Annotated in this window: 12 protein-coding genes and 1 tRNA gene; 9 read left to right on the plus strand and 4 right to left on the minus strand. The window is 58.8% G+C overall.

Translation table 11 applies throughout. The features are described 5' to 3' along the window. Window positions 1-119 precede the first annotated feature (119 nt). Complete coding sequence (locus K9B32_RS03790; RefSeq protein WP_224560565.1) at window positions 120-3836, minus strand: PAS domain S-box protein; 3717 nt, start codon at window positions 3834-3836, stop codon at window positions 120-122. A 214-nt stretch (window positions 3837-4050) separates the two neighbouring features. Here K9B32_RS03790 and K9B32_RS03795 point away from each other — a divergent pair, with 214 nt between their 5' ends. After that, window positions 4051-4500: a phasin gene (locus tag K9B32_RS03795; RefSeq protein WP_224560566.1), complete on the plus strand. Its 450-nt coding sequence runs from the start codon at window positions 4051-4053 to the stop codon at window positions 4498-4500. 127 nt (window positions 4501-4627) lie between these two features. Then, window positions 4628-4704: transfer RNA gene (locus tag K9B32_RS03800), tRNA-His, on the plus strand. Between the two features lie 160 nt (window positions 4705-4864). Here K9B32_RS03800 and ppk2 read toward each other — a convergent pair. Beyond that, window positions 4865-5782 carry a polyphosphate kinase 2 gene (gene ppk2 / locus K9B32_RS03805; RefSeq protein ID WP_007796780.1) on the minus strand — a complete coding sequence of 306 codons (918 nt, stop codon included), beginning with the start codon at window positions 5780-5782 and terminating at the stop codon, window positions 4865-4867. A 629-nt stretch (window positions 5783-6411) separates the two neighbouring features. On the opposite strand from ppk2, the gene K9B32_RS03810 reads away from it, so the two are divergent. The 4 genes from K9B32_RS03810 (at window position 6412) to K9B32_RS03825 (ending at window position 9018) form a co-directional block, all read left to right on the plus strand. Next, entirely contained in the window at window positions 6412-7065 is a 654-nt protein-coding gene (locus K9B32_RS03810; RefSeq protein WP_224560567.1) for a hypothetical protein, read from the plus strand. Window positions 7066-7559: 494 nt separating this feature from the next. After that, entirely contained in the window at window positions 7560-7805 is a 246-nt protein-coding gene (locus K9B32_RS03815) for a helix-turn-helix domain-containing protein (RefSeq protein WP_007796787.1), read from the plus strand. Window positions 7806-8022: 217 nt separating this feature from the next. Continuing rightward, the gene (locus K9B32_RS03820) at window positions 8023-8487 is read left to right on the plus strand and encodes a hypothetical protein (RefSeq protein ID WP_224560568.1); all 465 of its coding nucleotides are present in this window, start codon (window positions 8023-8025) and stop codon (window positions 8485-8487) included. A 63-nt stretch (window positions 8488-8550) separates the two neighbouring features. Then, complete coding sequence (locus K9B32_RS03825) at window positions 8551-9018, plus strand: DUF4174 domain-containing protein (protein ID WP_224560570.1); 468 nt, start codon at window positions 8551-8553, stop codon at window positions 9016-9018. A gap of 18 nt (window positions 9019-9036) precedes the next feature. On the opposite strand, the gene K9B32_RS03830 is transcribed toward K9B32_RS03825, so the two are convergent. Continuing rightward, window positions 9037-9918: a LysR family transcriptional regulator gene (locus tag K9B32_RS03830; RefSeq protein WP_224560572.1), complete on the minus strand. Its 882-nt coding sequence runs from the start codon at window positions 9916-9918 to the stop codon at window positions 9037-9039. Next, window positions 9915-10229 carry a putative quinol monooxygenase gene (locus K9B32_RS03835; protein ID WP_224560573.1) on the minus strand — a complete coding sequence of 105 codons (315 nt, stop codon included), beginning with the start codon at window positions 10227-10229 and terminating at the stop codon, window positions 9915-9917. Before K9B32_RS03835 ends, K9B32_RS03830 begins: the two co-directional genes overlap by 4 nt. A 187-nt stretch (window positions 10230-10416) precedes the next feature. On the opposite strand from K9B32_RS03835, the gene K9B32_RS03840 reads away from it, so the two are divergent. The 3 genes from K9B32_RS03840 (at window position 10417) to K9B32_RS03850 (ending at window position 14586) form a co-directional block, all read left to right on the plus strand. Beyond that, entirely contained in the window at window positions 10417-11913 is a 1497-nt protein-coding gene (locus tag K9B32_RS03840) for a CoA-acylating methylmalonate-semialdehyde dehydrogenase (protein ID WP_224560576.1), read from the plus strand. Window positions 11914-12171: 258 nt separating this feature from the next. Further along, window positions 12172-12657: an iron-responsive transcriptional regulator RirA gene (rirA, locus tag K9B32_RS03845; protein WP_224560583.1), complete on the plus strand. Its 486-nt coding sequence runs from the start codon at window positions 12172-12174 to the stop codon at window positions 12655-12657. A 333-nt stretch (window positions 12658-12990) separates the two neighbouring features. After that, window positions 12991-14586, plus strand: a complete 1596-nt coding sequence (locus K9B32_RS03850; RefSeq protein WP_007796805.1) for an ABC transporter substrate-binding protein — start codon at window positions 12991-12993, stop codon at window positions 14584-14586. Window positions 14587-14633 lie beyond the last annotated feature (47 nt).

Below are 14633 nucleotides of genomic sequence, written 5' to 3' on the forward strand. Positions count from 1 at the left end.
GGGTTGCACATGAACGAAGCAGCCGGAGCTTTTGGCTCCCAAACATGATGTTGGACTGACTAAGCCCTTGTTGAACAGCACCCGAACTCTCAGGCAGCCTTTTGGCTGCCTTTTTTCTTTCAGCCTGCCAGGACCCGCTGCGACGGGAAGGCGATCTCGACCAGCGTGCCTTCGTTGGGTGCCGAGCTGATCGCGAAAATCGCCCGGTTCGCGTCGACCATCGCTTTGGTCAGCGGCAGGCCGAGCCCCGTGCCGTCGCCACGGTGGCGCGACTGCGCGGAAACCTGGCGGAACGGCTTCATGGCCTGGTCGAGCTCGCTCCGGGTCATGCCGACGCCGGTATCGCGCACCCGTAAGACGACGCTGCCGTTTGCCTCGTAGGACGTGGAAACGACAATCTGGCCGCCCGCGGGCGTGAACCGTATCGAGTTGGAGAGGATGTTGAGCGCGATCTGCTTGATCGAACGAAGGTCGGCCACGACATCAGGCACGGCTTGGGAGAGGGCAGTGCGGATGATCACGCGCTGGCTGTTGGCCTGCGGCTGGAGCAGCGCAACTGCCTCGGAAACAGCCTCGTTGAGATCAATGGCACTGAAATCCAGGTCCATTTCGCCGGCCTCGATCTTCGAGATGTCGAGCAGATCGTTGACGATATCAAGGACATGGCGGCCGGACCTGCCGATGTCGTTGGCATATTCGACATAGCGCGGATGACCGATTGGTCCGAAGCGCTCGGTCGCCATCATGTCGGAGAAACCAATGATCGCGTTGAGCGGCGTGCGGATCTCGTGGCTGACCCGTGCGAGGAAATCGGTCTTGTGTTCGTTGGCGGTTTCCGCTGCACTCTTGGCGCTGCGCAGTTCGTCCTCCGTGCGTTTCCACTGCGTGATGTCGCGAATGACCGCGCAATAGCCGCTGGAGGAGGTGAGACGCCCCATCGTCATGAAGAGCGGCACGAAGCCGCCGCCGGCCTCGCGGCCGATGACTTCCCGGCCATCGTTGAGCACGCTTGCGACACCGTGATCCGACAAGCCGCCGAGGTAGTCGAGCACAGCCTTCTGGCTTTCATGCGCAAAGAGCATGACGAAGGGTTTCCCGCGGATCTCGTCTTCGTCGTAGTTGAACAGTGCACTCGCCGAGCGGTTCATCGAGCGGATGTCGCCTTCGGCGCCGATTACGACGACGCCGTCGGTTGCCGTTTCCAGAATCGACCGCAGCTCTTCTACTTCCACCTGCAGCTTGGCGACCTTCTCCAGCATCCTGTCGAAGGAGCGGGGCTCCGTCGGCGGTGCAGGGCGGGCGGGAACCGCCGCGTCACTTGCTGCCGGCATCAGGGCCAGCATCAAGGCGCTGGCTTCTTCCCAGCGGATGGACTGCAGCCGTGCCGTGACTGGAACGAGACTATCATCGACCGTTACAAGCATCATCGAGCCGGCGCGGCCGGCGCCCTCTTCGAGCTCCGAGCGCTGCAGCAGCGCATCAATGCCACCAACCGCGCTTAGCGCTTCCAGCGTCTTGTAGCCGGTCAGTCGCATGAATTCCGGGTTGGCATGGATTAATTGGTCGCCAGCATGCACGAGGACAGCGACAGGCAACTGGTCGATAGCAGCGGTAGATAGCCCGGCACCCATCTTTGCACGCGGCGGAATGAAGCTCGCCAGCATGTCCATTTGGCTGACGGTTTCCTCCAGCCCTTCGGTCACGTCGTCGTCGATCTCGTCGGCCGTCTCGGGTCCGTCGGCGGCAGCCGGAACGTCGTCAGCCTTTTTCACTTCAGGCGAGGTGCCGCCGACACTATCGTCCTCGAATGTGGACGATTCATCAGCGTGCATGCCGATCGTCGGCGTTTCTGCTGCCGGGTTGTCGCGTTCTTCGGTTTCATTCACCGCAGGCTCGTCGTCGCGCGGTTCCGGCTCGCGGACGCCGAAGGCTTCGAGACGCTTGGCGATCTCGCGGAAATTTGCTTGCTCGGCTGAGGTCAGCTGCGGGCCGGCGCCGTGCAATTGCACGATCTTGTCCGTCAGGCGGCGGCTCGGATTTTCGACGATCCGTAAAGCCGGAGGTTCCGTAGTTGGCTGCGGCTTTGTCGGCTCGGCCGTCGTCTCAATGTCGGCGTCGTTGGTGGTTGCAGCGTCTTTAGCAGTCCGCTCGCAAGCGGCCACCGTTTCCGCCGCCGCCGGCTCGCTAGTCGCCACTTCATCGGCCAGCGCCGACAACGCCGCCTCTTCAGAGGCTTCGATCGGTTGGTCGAGTGCAGCCGCGTCATTGATGATGCCATTCGGGCCAAGCGTCAGGCCGAGCGCCAAAGGATCTTCGGCGGCATCGGACAGGCGCACGACACCGAAGCCGCGAAAACCGTCGAACTCCCGGCTTCGGGTGTAAGTGGGCAGGGCCGCCAGATCGACCGGTACGGCGAGGCTCGTCCCTTCGATCGGCCAGTTGATCGTCTTGCCCGACCAGGTATCGCGCCGCGCCAGGGCTTCGCTGATCTTGCCTTCCGGATCGAGGTTGAAGAGTGCCGAAATATCGCTGAACGGCGTGCCGATGATATCAGCCGCATGCGGCCCGACCGCTTCTGCAAATTCGCTCGACACTTCGCTGAACCGTCCTGCCGCGTCGATCTTCCAGACGAAACGGGTCGCGCGACTATTCGGATTGAAAACGAAGGCGCCTGCCTTGGCGGCCGTCTCCGGCTCCGACTGCTCGGTCTCATTGACAACGTCGGCATACTGACCGGCTGCATCTACGTTTTCACGCGCTGGTGCTTCCGCCGGTGTCTCTTCGACTGCCACGGCTTCATCGTCCAGGGCGGCGGGTGCATCCGTCAGGCCTTCCGTCATCTCGATTGCCGTTGGTTCTTCAATAGGCAAGGACTGCTCAACGGCCTCTTCCATTGCAGCCGGCAGCGGTTCGCCTTCCTGGCCGATCTCTGCAACGGCCGGCTCGGCCTCCAACGCCTCTTCGGCGATTGCTGCAACTTCCGCGGTCACCGCTTCGGCTGTATCTCTCTCATGGATGCCCTCTTCGGGCGGCTCTTCAATGTCTTCGATGCCGGCAATGGCATCGATAGCATCGACGAAGGTCGCCGCTTGTGCAAGCTCGTTATGGTTAACGGCGGCTGTGGATAAGTGTTCTGCCGCCGCCGGCGTGTCGATTGGGTCGAGGTGGCCGATCACGGTTTCAACGGCGAAAAGGAGGTTGAGCACCGGCTCATCACTCAGTCGCCCGACGGCCGCCGGAAGGTAGCCTTTGCCCGTGGCAACAGGGCGCTTCACGAGGCGGTCGGAATGATCACCGGCAAGTGTGATCATTGCCTTGGAGGTCTGCTGCGTGACACCTAGCGAGGCAAAGCCGGGAGAGGAGGCAATGATCTCGCCGTCGGCTCCGATAACGGCCATATGCGTGTCGGGATCATCGAGGCCCCTGAGCATCTGTTCCGCGGACGCCTTTATCGACAAGGCATTGGTCGAAACCGGAAGCGACAGAAGAACGGCGCGCTCCCCGGATGCGAGGTGGATCAGTTCCACTGTTGCCTGAACGGGTACACGTTGGAAGCCCCTGGCAATGCGGATCACGAAGTTGCGGCTGTCGCCGGCGTTCACGAGCTGTCGCGCCGTCGCCTCCAACTGGCGAAAGGTGATATCAGCTCCGTCTATGCCTTGGTCCAGAAGGTCGTAAACCGCCGATTGCCCGAAGAGTTCGGCGCCGGCGCCATTTGCCCAGAGCGCGCGGCTGAGATCCGCCGACAGCAGGACCATCGCTTCGCCACGCGAAAAGCGGTCCCGCACCCGGGGATGCACGGCGATGTCGATGAACGGATACTGCACTGCGGGCATGATCGAACCTTTGGCTTCGGTCACCGTGAAATTAATAGTCTATTAATAACGATAGGCCGGAACGGGGTCTAGAACAGAGCCCGGCTTTCGGCTGGAAAGGTTAACGCGTTGTGCGCCGCACAAACATGTTGCAATGCACAAAAATCTGCGCTATATAATGGACATCTAACCTACGAGGCCATCACGCATGCCGAGGCAAAAGGAGCGCAAACCAATGGCTAACATAAAGATGGACGACGTTTTTTCAATGTCGTCGTTTGATCCTTCCAAGTTCACCGAATCCTTCCGCGACTTCGCTGAGAAGGGCGCGCAGCAGTCGCGCGAAGCCTACGCGAAAATGAAGAGCGCCGGCGAAGAAGCGAGCAAGACGCTTGAAGCAACGGTTCAGACGGCCCAGGCCGGCGCCGTTGAGATTGGCCACAAGGCGATCGACGCCCTGCGCACGAACGCTGAAAACTCGCTGACGCACATGGAAGCGCTGCTTGCCGTCAAGTCGGTCGCCGAACTCGTCGAACTCCAGACCACCTTCCTGCGCAAGCAGGTCGAGCTGACGATCGAGCAGGCCAAGACCATGCAGGAAACCTCGAAGCAGGTTGCCGAAAAGCTTGCCAAGCCTTCGAAAGAAGCAGCTGAAAAGGTCATGGCCTCCTTCAAGGCGGCCTGAATCTTCGACAGGACACACGAAGGGGCTGGACCACTTGTCCGGCCTTTTTGTATATTGGGGAGAGATAGGGCTTGAATTAATTTCCAAGTCCTCGTATGTGACCCCCGTCGCGTCGGACGCGATTTGTGCGGTTGTAGCTCAGTTGGTTAGAGCGCAGGTTTGTGGCACCTGAGGTCGGAGGTTCGAGACCCCCCAACCGTACCATTCTCTCCTTTTAGCAGAATCCCTTTCACTGTGGTCAACGGTCCGTGCCAAGCTTTGGGTGTGGTCTCTGCTCAATCCAAGCAAATGCTGGTTGGGCTCAATTTGCGTAGTAGAAGCGAGCACAGCGGCCTCCACCGTGCCCGCGGACTGGTCTCCCAAATCAATACTTCGATGGAACGTAAAGCTCCGGCGGCAGCACCTTGCGCTCGTAATCCGGATTGAAGACGCGATCAGGCAGCGTGATCTCCTCGTGCGGAACGTCGCCATAGGGGATCTGACGCAGCAGGTGGTCGATGCAGTTCAGCCGTGCCCGCTTCTTGTCGTTGCCTTCGACGATATGCCAGGGCGCTTCGGGAATGTTGGTGCGCGCGAAGGTCTCTTCTTTCGCCTTGGTATAGCCTTCCCAGCGGACGCGCGACTGCAGATCCATCGGCGAGAGCTTCCACTGCTTCAACGGGTCGTGGATGCGCACGAGGAAGCGCATCTGCTGCTCTTCGTCGGTGATGGAGAACCAGTATTTAACGAGCCGGATGCCCGAGCGGACGAGCATGCGTTCGAATTCCGGCACGTCGTTGAAGAATTGGTCGACCTGATCCTCGGTCGCAAATCCCATGACCCGCTCAACACCCGAGCGGTTATACCAGGAGCGGTCGAAGAGAACGATTTCGCCGCCGGCAGGCAGATGCGGAACATAGCGCTGGAAGTACCACTGCGTCTTCTCGCGGTCGGAAGGGGCAGGCAAAGCGACGGCACGGACGACGCGCGGATTGAGGCGCTGCGTGATGCGTTTGATCACGCCGCCCTTTCCTGCGGAATCGCGACCCTCGAAGATCACGACGACCTTCTCCTTGTTATAGACCACCCAATCCTGAAGCTTGATCAGCTCTGCCTGCAGCGACAGCAGCGCACGAAAATAGTCGAGCCGCGGAATCGATGCCGGATGCGCGTTGCGATAGATCTTCCGGATTGCGTCGGAAAGCGCCGGCTCGGAGAGTTCCAACTCGTAATCCTCGTCCAGCGTGTCGGCCAGTTCGGCCTCAAGCCAGTCGGAATAGCTGTTGTCGGATGCATTGTTCATGGACGTTCACCCTCAAAATGTTCGTGGCACGATTGGAAGTGCGGCTTTCGGTCAGCCTCGAGCCGGTAGATGCAAAACGGCGACTGCGCTCTTCAGGTCCCGCCTGAGCGCAAGGGCGCTGCAGCCGAGCCTTGCGAGCAGTGGATCAGAATACAGGCAGGAACCACTTTCCTGATCTTGTTCCCTCAAGTGGAGAGCTGGCGCGATCATGACGATGTTCTTCAACCTCAACTATTGTCATCTCCGGCTCCTCTTGGGGCTAATCCTTAGTCGGATCTATTCCCTTAGAATGAACCTCCTGTGACATTGGACGCACGCCTTGTGCATTGAGTTTGAAGAATTGCTCGCTTTATACGTGCGCCATCAAAGAATAAGACATATATAGATTACGATATCGCGATATCGACGCGGTTTGGCCACGTTCTTGCCGCCCTTTGTTCATTCTTTACTAATAATTCGATCCGCGGGGAACGGGGCACCAAAAAGGGATCACAGACTGTCGGAACGTTTAATTCGCTCACTTGAAGAGGCCGATTGAATTCGGCGCTTGGTGCGATTTCCCGTGTCCTGACACTCAGACCTACCTGCGTTCCAACGCTGTGATCCAATGAAATGAAAGGTGCAAAAGTATGGGATTTACTCTCCTTATTCAGACTCTCGCCCAGGATCCGGCAGTATCAATCAAGTCGGCCTTGAGAATAGTGCATTTCATTGGTTTGGCACTTGGCCTAGGTGCCGCAACCGTGCTTGATCTTCTTGTGTTGCGGTTTTTGATCAGAGGTAAGATTACGCAAGATCATTGGAATGTCTTCAAGTTCGGCTCGAAAGTCGTCAACTGGGGCCTGATCCTGCTCTGGGCCACCGGGCTTGGTTTTCTCACTTATTACGGCGTCTTCGATCCGGTGAAGCTCGGCAATGAGAAGGTCTGGGCCAAGATGATCATCGTGCTCATCCTGACCGTTAACGGTGGCTTCATCCACTCCATCATCCTTCCGCGGGTGAAGAAGCAGATCGGTCGCTCGATCATGGAAGGCTTGCCTTCGTCGCATCGCAGTGTGTTCATCGTTACGGGTGCGATTTCGGCCGTCTCCTGGTACGTGCCTATGATGCTCGGCGCCCTGCCGCAGCTGAACTTCGCAGTGCCGATGGGTACAATCCTGCTCGCCTATGCCGCCCTGCTGGGCTCAGCGATCCTGGCTGCCCACGCGTTGCTGTTCGTCATGACGGCTGGGCACATAGAGGAAGCGTCCGAAGACGTCGCTCTGTCCGCTGAGTTTGCGTGATGCCGACATTTCGACCTGTGCCCGTCGGGCCCGTCGAATGATCCTCTGACCTAGCGGTGTCGTTGGATCCTACCTATATCCGCTACTGGACTTGCTTCGGAATGGCATGCCCCTTTCGAAGCAAGTCCGACCAAACTTTTCAGCCCCGCTGAAACGTGTTTTTACCCGAGGCTGTGTTGTTCGCATAGTGGTCTCATTCGCCCGATTTCGGTCACAGTGATTCGTTTCGAAACCGACGCGAGGGCCTAAAATTAGGTGACAAATCGCCGCGTGCGTGACGTTTTTTGGCGTGTGGACGCCTCTATCGGCGCCAGCGGGTAGGCCGGCAAAACTGCTTTGCTTACAAAGGGCAATCAGATTTTGCCAACTTGTTCGAGCTCCCGTCGTCGGGCTCTTGCCGATCACGGATTAACCATACTGCATTGCAAATCGTGATCGAGAGTGCCATTTTCTCGCCGGGGGCTAATTCAGAGTGATTTCAGAAGGAGACGTAAATGTCCATTTCGCTCAGCAATCTGGATGCATCCAAGGCTACCGCCGTTTCGGCCATGAATGTAGCCGCTGCTGTACGTGCCGCTCGAGAGGCCGTCGGCTATAGCGTCGATGACCTCGCAGTAACCTGCGGCCTGGTTGTCAATGAGATTGAGGAAATCGAGAGTGGTGAGGATGCTGATCCCGCCAAGCTCAAGCGGATTGCCTCTGCATTGCAGGTGCCGGTCTCATCGTTTGTTCCGATGTGATGTTAATCTCAGGGCCGGGCAGGCAAATTGTCCGCCTGGCCTTGCCTCCTTCATCTCTTCTTAACCTTCCCCTCCGAACCGACTGAACGCTTTTGCCCGCAAAGGGTAGTTTTACCGTGGCAGATTGTGCGGTGCGTTAGCAACTTCATAGCAAATGTCCCCTCGAATGAGCCGAGCGCCTGTGCACTGCGGCGGATTCCTATATCGGGGAGGCAAAATGAGCCGGGCTCGTCGCATTGGCGCCACGCGGATTGATTTGAGCGAACTTATCAAGCGCGGCGCGCTTGCCGTCCTTTCTGTTCTCGCGGTCTTGCTGCCGATCCTGAGGGTCGGTTTCGTAAGCGAGTCGGACGACGTCGTCCTGGGGGATTTCCAGCTGCTGGGCGGGGCCGCCTATCTTTTGCCTGCTGCATTTCTATGTGGTCTCGCGACCGTTATCATTGATGGCATGCGCGGCCACGCCCGCTTCGTCGACATGGCCGGATTGATCGTCGCTTTAGCGGCCGTCTCGCGTGCCGCTTATAGTCTCGGCTCAAGCCTTATGCATGACGCTGCGGCGGTTGATGCACCTTCGCAGAGGCTGGATCAATTGGCGCAAGTCTCCTTGTCCTACGGCGGCATTCCCTTGCTGCTGGTGCTGTTCGGCGCCTTTTGGCAATTGCGAAAATCCTGGCGCAGCTAGCCACATGCCCGCGGATGGAACCGCCGCCGCTCCCTAGACGTTCCGTCAACAGGAGAAATGTGCATGTCGAAAATGCTTCTATATGGTGCGACCAAGGTGGACGAAGGCAACAGCGCCTATTCCGCCATCGCAAGCCTTGAACAGTTCCAGTGGCGCAACCGCGTCCTGGTCGTCTTTCCCGACAAGGGAAACGCGCGTGCCGCTCGTCAGGAAAACCAGTTACTTGCCAATCGCGATGCCCTGCAGGACCGCGATATGGTCATGCTCAAGATTGCCGGCGGCAGTGTGAGAGTCCTCTTCGGGGCCGGCGAAAATCTCGATGCTGCGGCGATTGCCGGCGAGTTGGGGGATCCGCCGACCGGAGAGTTCGCGGCCTTTCTCGTCGGCAAGGATGGAACGGTTAAGTTGAAAGTCAGCGAACCGATCTCGAGCGGTGAACTGTTTGCGATTATTGACAGCATGCCTGTGCGGGCAGCCGAGATTGCCTCGGACAAGCAGCAGACGAGCGAAGACTCCGAGAAGCGCGACTGACCTGACGTTGGGCCAAAATCACAGAAATATGTGACGTTCGGCGGCCACGAGTTCCTGAAGAAAGTCGGAAACCGTGCGCACCCGCACAAGTTCACGCGCGCTTTCGTGAAACGTTGTCCAGTAGGCTCGCCGGATCGAAATCTCGGGCAGGATGCGCACCAGTTCGTCATGCTGCCGGGCAATATAGTCGTGCAGGATGCCGATCCCCGCGCCCGAAAGTACCGCCTCTGTCTGGCCGGTCGCCGAGGAAATCTCGAAGGCGGCGTTCCAGTTGCGCATCACCTCGCCGGTGAAGTTCAGCGATTGGGAGAAGATCAGATCCTCGACATAGCCGATCCGCCGGTGCTGCTTCAGCCCCTCTGTGTCACCGGGCAGGCCGTTAAGCTCGGCATAGCTTCGAGAGGCGTAGAGACCGAGCGTGTAGTCCGTGAGCTTGGCCGAGACGAGGCGGCCCTGTTCTGGCCGCTCCAGAGTGATGGCGATATCGGCCTCACGCTGCGAGAGCGAGAACGACCGTGGCACCGGCACGAGCTGGATCTTCAGTTCCGGATGGCGCTCGATCAGCCAGCCCATGCGGGGCGCGAGAAAGGACACACCGAAACCGTCAGGCGCTCCCACACGCACCGTTCCGGCGATCGCCGTATCGGTGCGGCCGAGATTGGCCTGCGCGGACAGCATTTCGGTTTCCATCCGCTCCGCGGACGCGAGGAAAACTTCGCCCTCAGCCGTCAGCTCGCAGCCGTTTGTGCGGCGGACGAAGAGGCGGCTCTTCAACGACGCTTCCAGCGAGGTGAGCCGCCGCGAGAGCGTGGCGTGGTTGAGCCCCAGCCGTTTCGACGCGGCAAGGATTTGCCCGGTACGGGCAACTGCGAGGAAGATGCGGACGTCGTCCCAGTTCATGGCTTTGTTCGCATGATGACGGGTTCGACATCGACCAATGTCAGCGACGTCACCATCCCAGCGGTCGCGTTCTTGTATTTGCGGAAATGCGGCGTCTGGAGATGCGCTTCGTAGGCCGCCTGGTTCGCATAGACCTCTAGGATGCGTATCTTGTGGGGACTGTCCGTGATGGAGACCGCGTTCAGCGACAGAACGCCGGCCTCCAGTGCGACGGACGCTTCGATTTCTTCGGTCAACATTACGCGATAGGTTTCGAGCTTGTCGGGATCGATCTCGAGCTCCGCAATTCTGACAACGAGTTTCCCGCTCATTGAAGCACTATCTCCTCTTCAGTTTGGATCGACCGTGGTAGTCTAACCATGTCCTGTGTAGACCTTTGAGGAAGTCAGCTCGACTGCTGAGCTTCAATTCATGCACAACGGTTGCTTATCTCAGCTCATTGATTTGTGCAAATTGAAGTGCGATTGTTTGCCATCCAAAAAACAGGAGGAGTACCCCATGCGTGAGATTGGTCATTTCATCGGCGGCAAGCACGTCGCCGGCACCAGCGGCCGCGCCAGCAACGTCTACAATCCGGCAACCGGCGAAGTTCAGGCGACTGTCGCGCTGGCAAGCGTCGAGGACCTGCGTGCCGCTGTCGAGAACGCCAAGGCCGCGCAGCCGAAGTGGGCAGCGACGAACCCGCAGCGCCGGGCCCGCGTCTTCTTCAAGTTCGTCGAGCTGCTGAACAAGCACATGGACGAACTCGCGACCCTCCTCTCCAGCGAGCATGGCAAGACGGTCGAGGATGCCAGAGGCGATATCGTCCGTGGTCTTGAAGTCTGCGAATTCGTCTGCGGTATTCCGCATCTGCAGAAGGGCGAATTCACTGAGGGTGCCGGCCCGGCAATCGACATGTACTCGATGCGCCAGGCGGTCGGCATCGGCGCGGGCATCACCCCGTTCAACTTTCCGGCCATGATCCCGATGTGGATGTTTGCCCCGGCGATTGCCTGCGGCAACGCGTTCATCCTGAAGCCGTCCGAGCGCGACCCGTCCGTGCCGCTGCGTCTCGCGGAACTCATGATTGAGGCTGGCCTCCCGGCAGGCATCCTGAACGTCGTCAATGGCGACAAGGCTGCGGTCGACGCCATCCTGACGGATCCGGATATCGGCGCGGTCTCCTTCGTCGGCTCCACCCCGATTGCCCGCTACGTCTATGGAACGGCCGCCATGAACGGCAAGCGCGCACAGTGCTTCGGCGGCGCGAAGAACCACATGATCATCATGCCCGACGCCGACATGGACCAGGCCGTCAACGCCCTGATGGGCGCAGGTTACGGTTCTGCCGGCGAGCGCTGCATGGCGATCTCCGTTGCCGTCCCGGTCGGTGAGGAAACCGCCAATCGCCTGGTTGAGAAGCTGACACCGAAGATCGAGTCGCTCCGCATCGGTCCCTACACCGATGAGAAGGCCGACATGGGCCCGCTCGTTACCAAGGAAGCCTATACCCGCGTCAGTGGCCTGATCGATCGTGGCGTCGAAGAGGGTGCCAAGCTCGTCGTCGATGGCCGCGGGTTCAAGCTTCAGGGTTATGAGAACGGCTATTTCGTCGGTGGTACGCTGTTCGACCATGTCACGCCCGAGATGGACATCTACAAGACCGAAATCTTCGGGCCTGTCCTCTCCGTCGTTCGCGCCAAGAACTACGAGGAAGCCCTCGACCTGCCGATGAAGCACGAATATGGCAACGGTGTCGCGATCTACACCCGTGACGGCGATGCCGCGCGTGACTTTGCTTCGCGCATCAACATCGGCATGATCGGCATCAACGTGCCGATCCCGGTTCCGCTTGCCTATCATTCTTTCGGCGGTTGGAAGGCATCGAGCTTCGGCGACCTCAATCAGCACGGCACGGACTCGATCAAGTTCTGGACCAAGACCAAGACGATCACCGCCCGCTGGCCTTCGGGCATAAAGGACGGCGCCGAATTCGTCATGCCGACGATGAAGTAGACTGAACGAGCGACGTTTTAATTGGGGGCTTCGGCCCCCAATTTGCGTTGATGTGTCGAAGTATGTGCTGTTGGGCGCCTTCCTGCTGATTGCCGATAATCGCGCGTGACGTCTTCTCGGGCGCGGCGAGTTCCGACTGAAAAATTGTTGCGGCAATCCGTATCACATAAGGTGAATATGAATTTCATATTTTGGAATTGTTCAAAACTAGCAAAGCCCCTATATAAGGACTTGTAACAGACGATTCTGGAGATCGGCATGCGTTTGACCAAGCAGACCAACTATGCGGTTCGCATGTTGATGTATTGTGCTGCCAATGAAGGGCAGCTGAGCCGGATTCCGGAGATTGCCAAGGCGTATGGCGTTTCCGAGCTCTTTCTGTTCAAGATTCTGCAGCCTCTGAACAAGGCCGGCCTGGTCGAGACGGTTCGTGGCCGTAACGGCGGTGTGCGGCTCGGCAAGCCGGCGAAGGACATTAGCCTCTTCGACGTGGTTCGCGTCACGGAAGATAGCTTTGCGATGGCAGAGTGCTTCGAGGATGACGGCATGGTCGAATGCCCGCTTGTCGACAGCTGCGGCTTGAACTCCGCCTTGCGCAAGGCGCTCAACGCCTTCTTTGACGTGCTGACACAATATTCGATCGACGATCTCGTCAAGGCGCGGCCGCAGATCAACTTCCTGCTGGGCCTGACGGGCGATCAGGAATCTCGTCGCAAGCCGACGATTGCCGTTCCGGCAGCCTAAACCGCGCTGACGAAATTTTGATGCGACCGTGGCCGCGTTTCGCGCCGCGGTCGTTTTGTTTTAGGGATTTTGGGGCCAGAAATTCGCGTATGGCGTGTGCGGCAATGCTCTAGCCGACGCGAAATTATACCAAATGCGACAGGAATCGGGTTTATCCAGTCCGTTTATTTCTAAATGCGGCCCATTTTTGGCGGAAAATTACTAAAGTTGTCCATCTGGAAAAATTTTCCACTTCGGTCGTTGATTTCAGCAAATAAATGTCGTTCCATCTGCCGTCATTCCGGAGGGTTTCCGGGATTTCAAATAAAAGAACAAACCTGGGAAAACGATATCATGAAAAAGATGTCTGTCTTGTTGGCCGCGACGGTCCTGGCTTCGGCCATGGCATCCGCAGCCTGGTCCAAAACGCTCGTTTACTGCTCCGAGGGCTCGCCGGAAGGCTTCGATCCTGGCATTTACACTGCAGGCACCACCTTCGACGCTTCCTCGCGCACGGTCTACAGCCGTCTCGTCGAGTTCCAACACGGCAAGACCGAAATCGAGCCGGGCCTGGCCGAAAGCTGGACGGTTTCCGACGACGGTACGGTCTACACCTTCAAGCTCCGTCCGGGCGTCAAGTTCCAGGCGACAGAGTTCTTCACGCCGAGCCGCGATCTGAACGCTGATGACGTCGTCTTCTCGTTCGAGCGCCAGCTGAAGGCCGACAGCCCGTGGGCCAAGTATGTCGCCGGCGTTTCCTACGAATATGCTGCAGGCATGGGCTTCCCAGATCTCATCAAGTCGGTCGAGAAGGTCGACGACCTGACCGTCAAGTTCACGCTGAACCATCCGGAAGCACCGTTCCTCGCCGACCTGGCAATGGACTTCGCCTCTGTGCTGTCGAAGGAGTATGCCGACAAGCTGCAGGCTGACGGCAAGATGGAACAGATGAACCAGATGCCGCTCGGCACCGGTCCGTACACCTTCGTTGCCTACCAGCCGGATGCCGTCATCCGCTACAAGGCCAACGAAACCTACTTCAAGGGCAAGGAAAAGATCGACGACCTCGTGTTCGCGATCACGCCGGACGCTTCCGTCCGTGCTCAGAAGCTGAAGGCCGGCGAATGCCACATCATGCCATACCCGAACGCGGCTGACATCAAGGACCTGCAGACGGACTCGAACCTGAAGGTTCTGGAACAGCCGGGCCTCAACGTTTCCTATCTCGCCTACAACACGCTCCAGGCTCCGTTCGACAAGGCGGAAGTCCGCAAGGCACTGAACATGGCGATCAACAAGCAGGCGATCGTCGAGGCCGTCTTCCAGGGCGCCGGCCAGGTTGCCAAGAACCCGATCCCGCCGACGATGTGGTCGTACAACGATGCCATCAAGGATGATGCGTACAACCCGACCGAAGCCAAGGCCATGCTCGAAAAGGCTGGCGTCAAGGATCTCAGCATGAAGATCTGGGCGATGCCGGTTTCGCGTCCGTATATGCTGAACGCACGTCGCGCCGCTGAACTGATGCAGGCCGATCTTGCCAAGGTTGGCGTCAAGGTCGACATCGTTACCCACGAATGGGCTGAATACCTGAAGCTCTCCAAGGACAAGGCTCGCGACGGTGCTGCAATCCTCGGCTGGACGGGTGACAACGGCGACCCGGATAACTTCCTCGACACCCTGCTCGGCTGCGAAGCCGTCGGCGGCAACAACCGCGCGCAGTGGTGCAACAAGGAGTTCGACGATCTCGTGAAGAAGGCCAAGAAGACCGCTGACGTCGCAGAGCGCACCAAGCTCTACGAACAGGCGCAGGTCGTCTTCAAGAAGGAAGCTCCCTGGGCGACGATCGATCACTCCACGGAATTCGTACCGATGAGCGCCAAGGTTTCCGGTTTCGTGCAGGACCCGGTCGGCGTTCACCGCTTCGACGGCGTTGATATCGCCGAGTAATCAAAATTATGCAAAGATGCCCGGCAACCCCGGGCTTGGCCGGCGGT

This window comes from Rhizobium sp. 3T7 (genome assembly GCF_020166565.1).
Classification (GTDB): Bacteria; Pseudomonadota; Alphaproteobacteria; order Rhizobiales; family Rhizobiaceae; genus Rhizobium.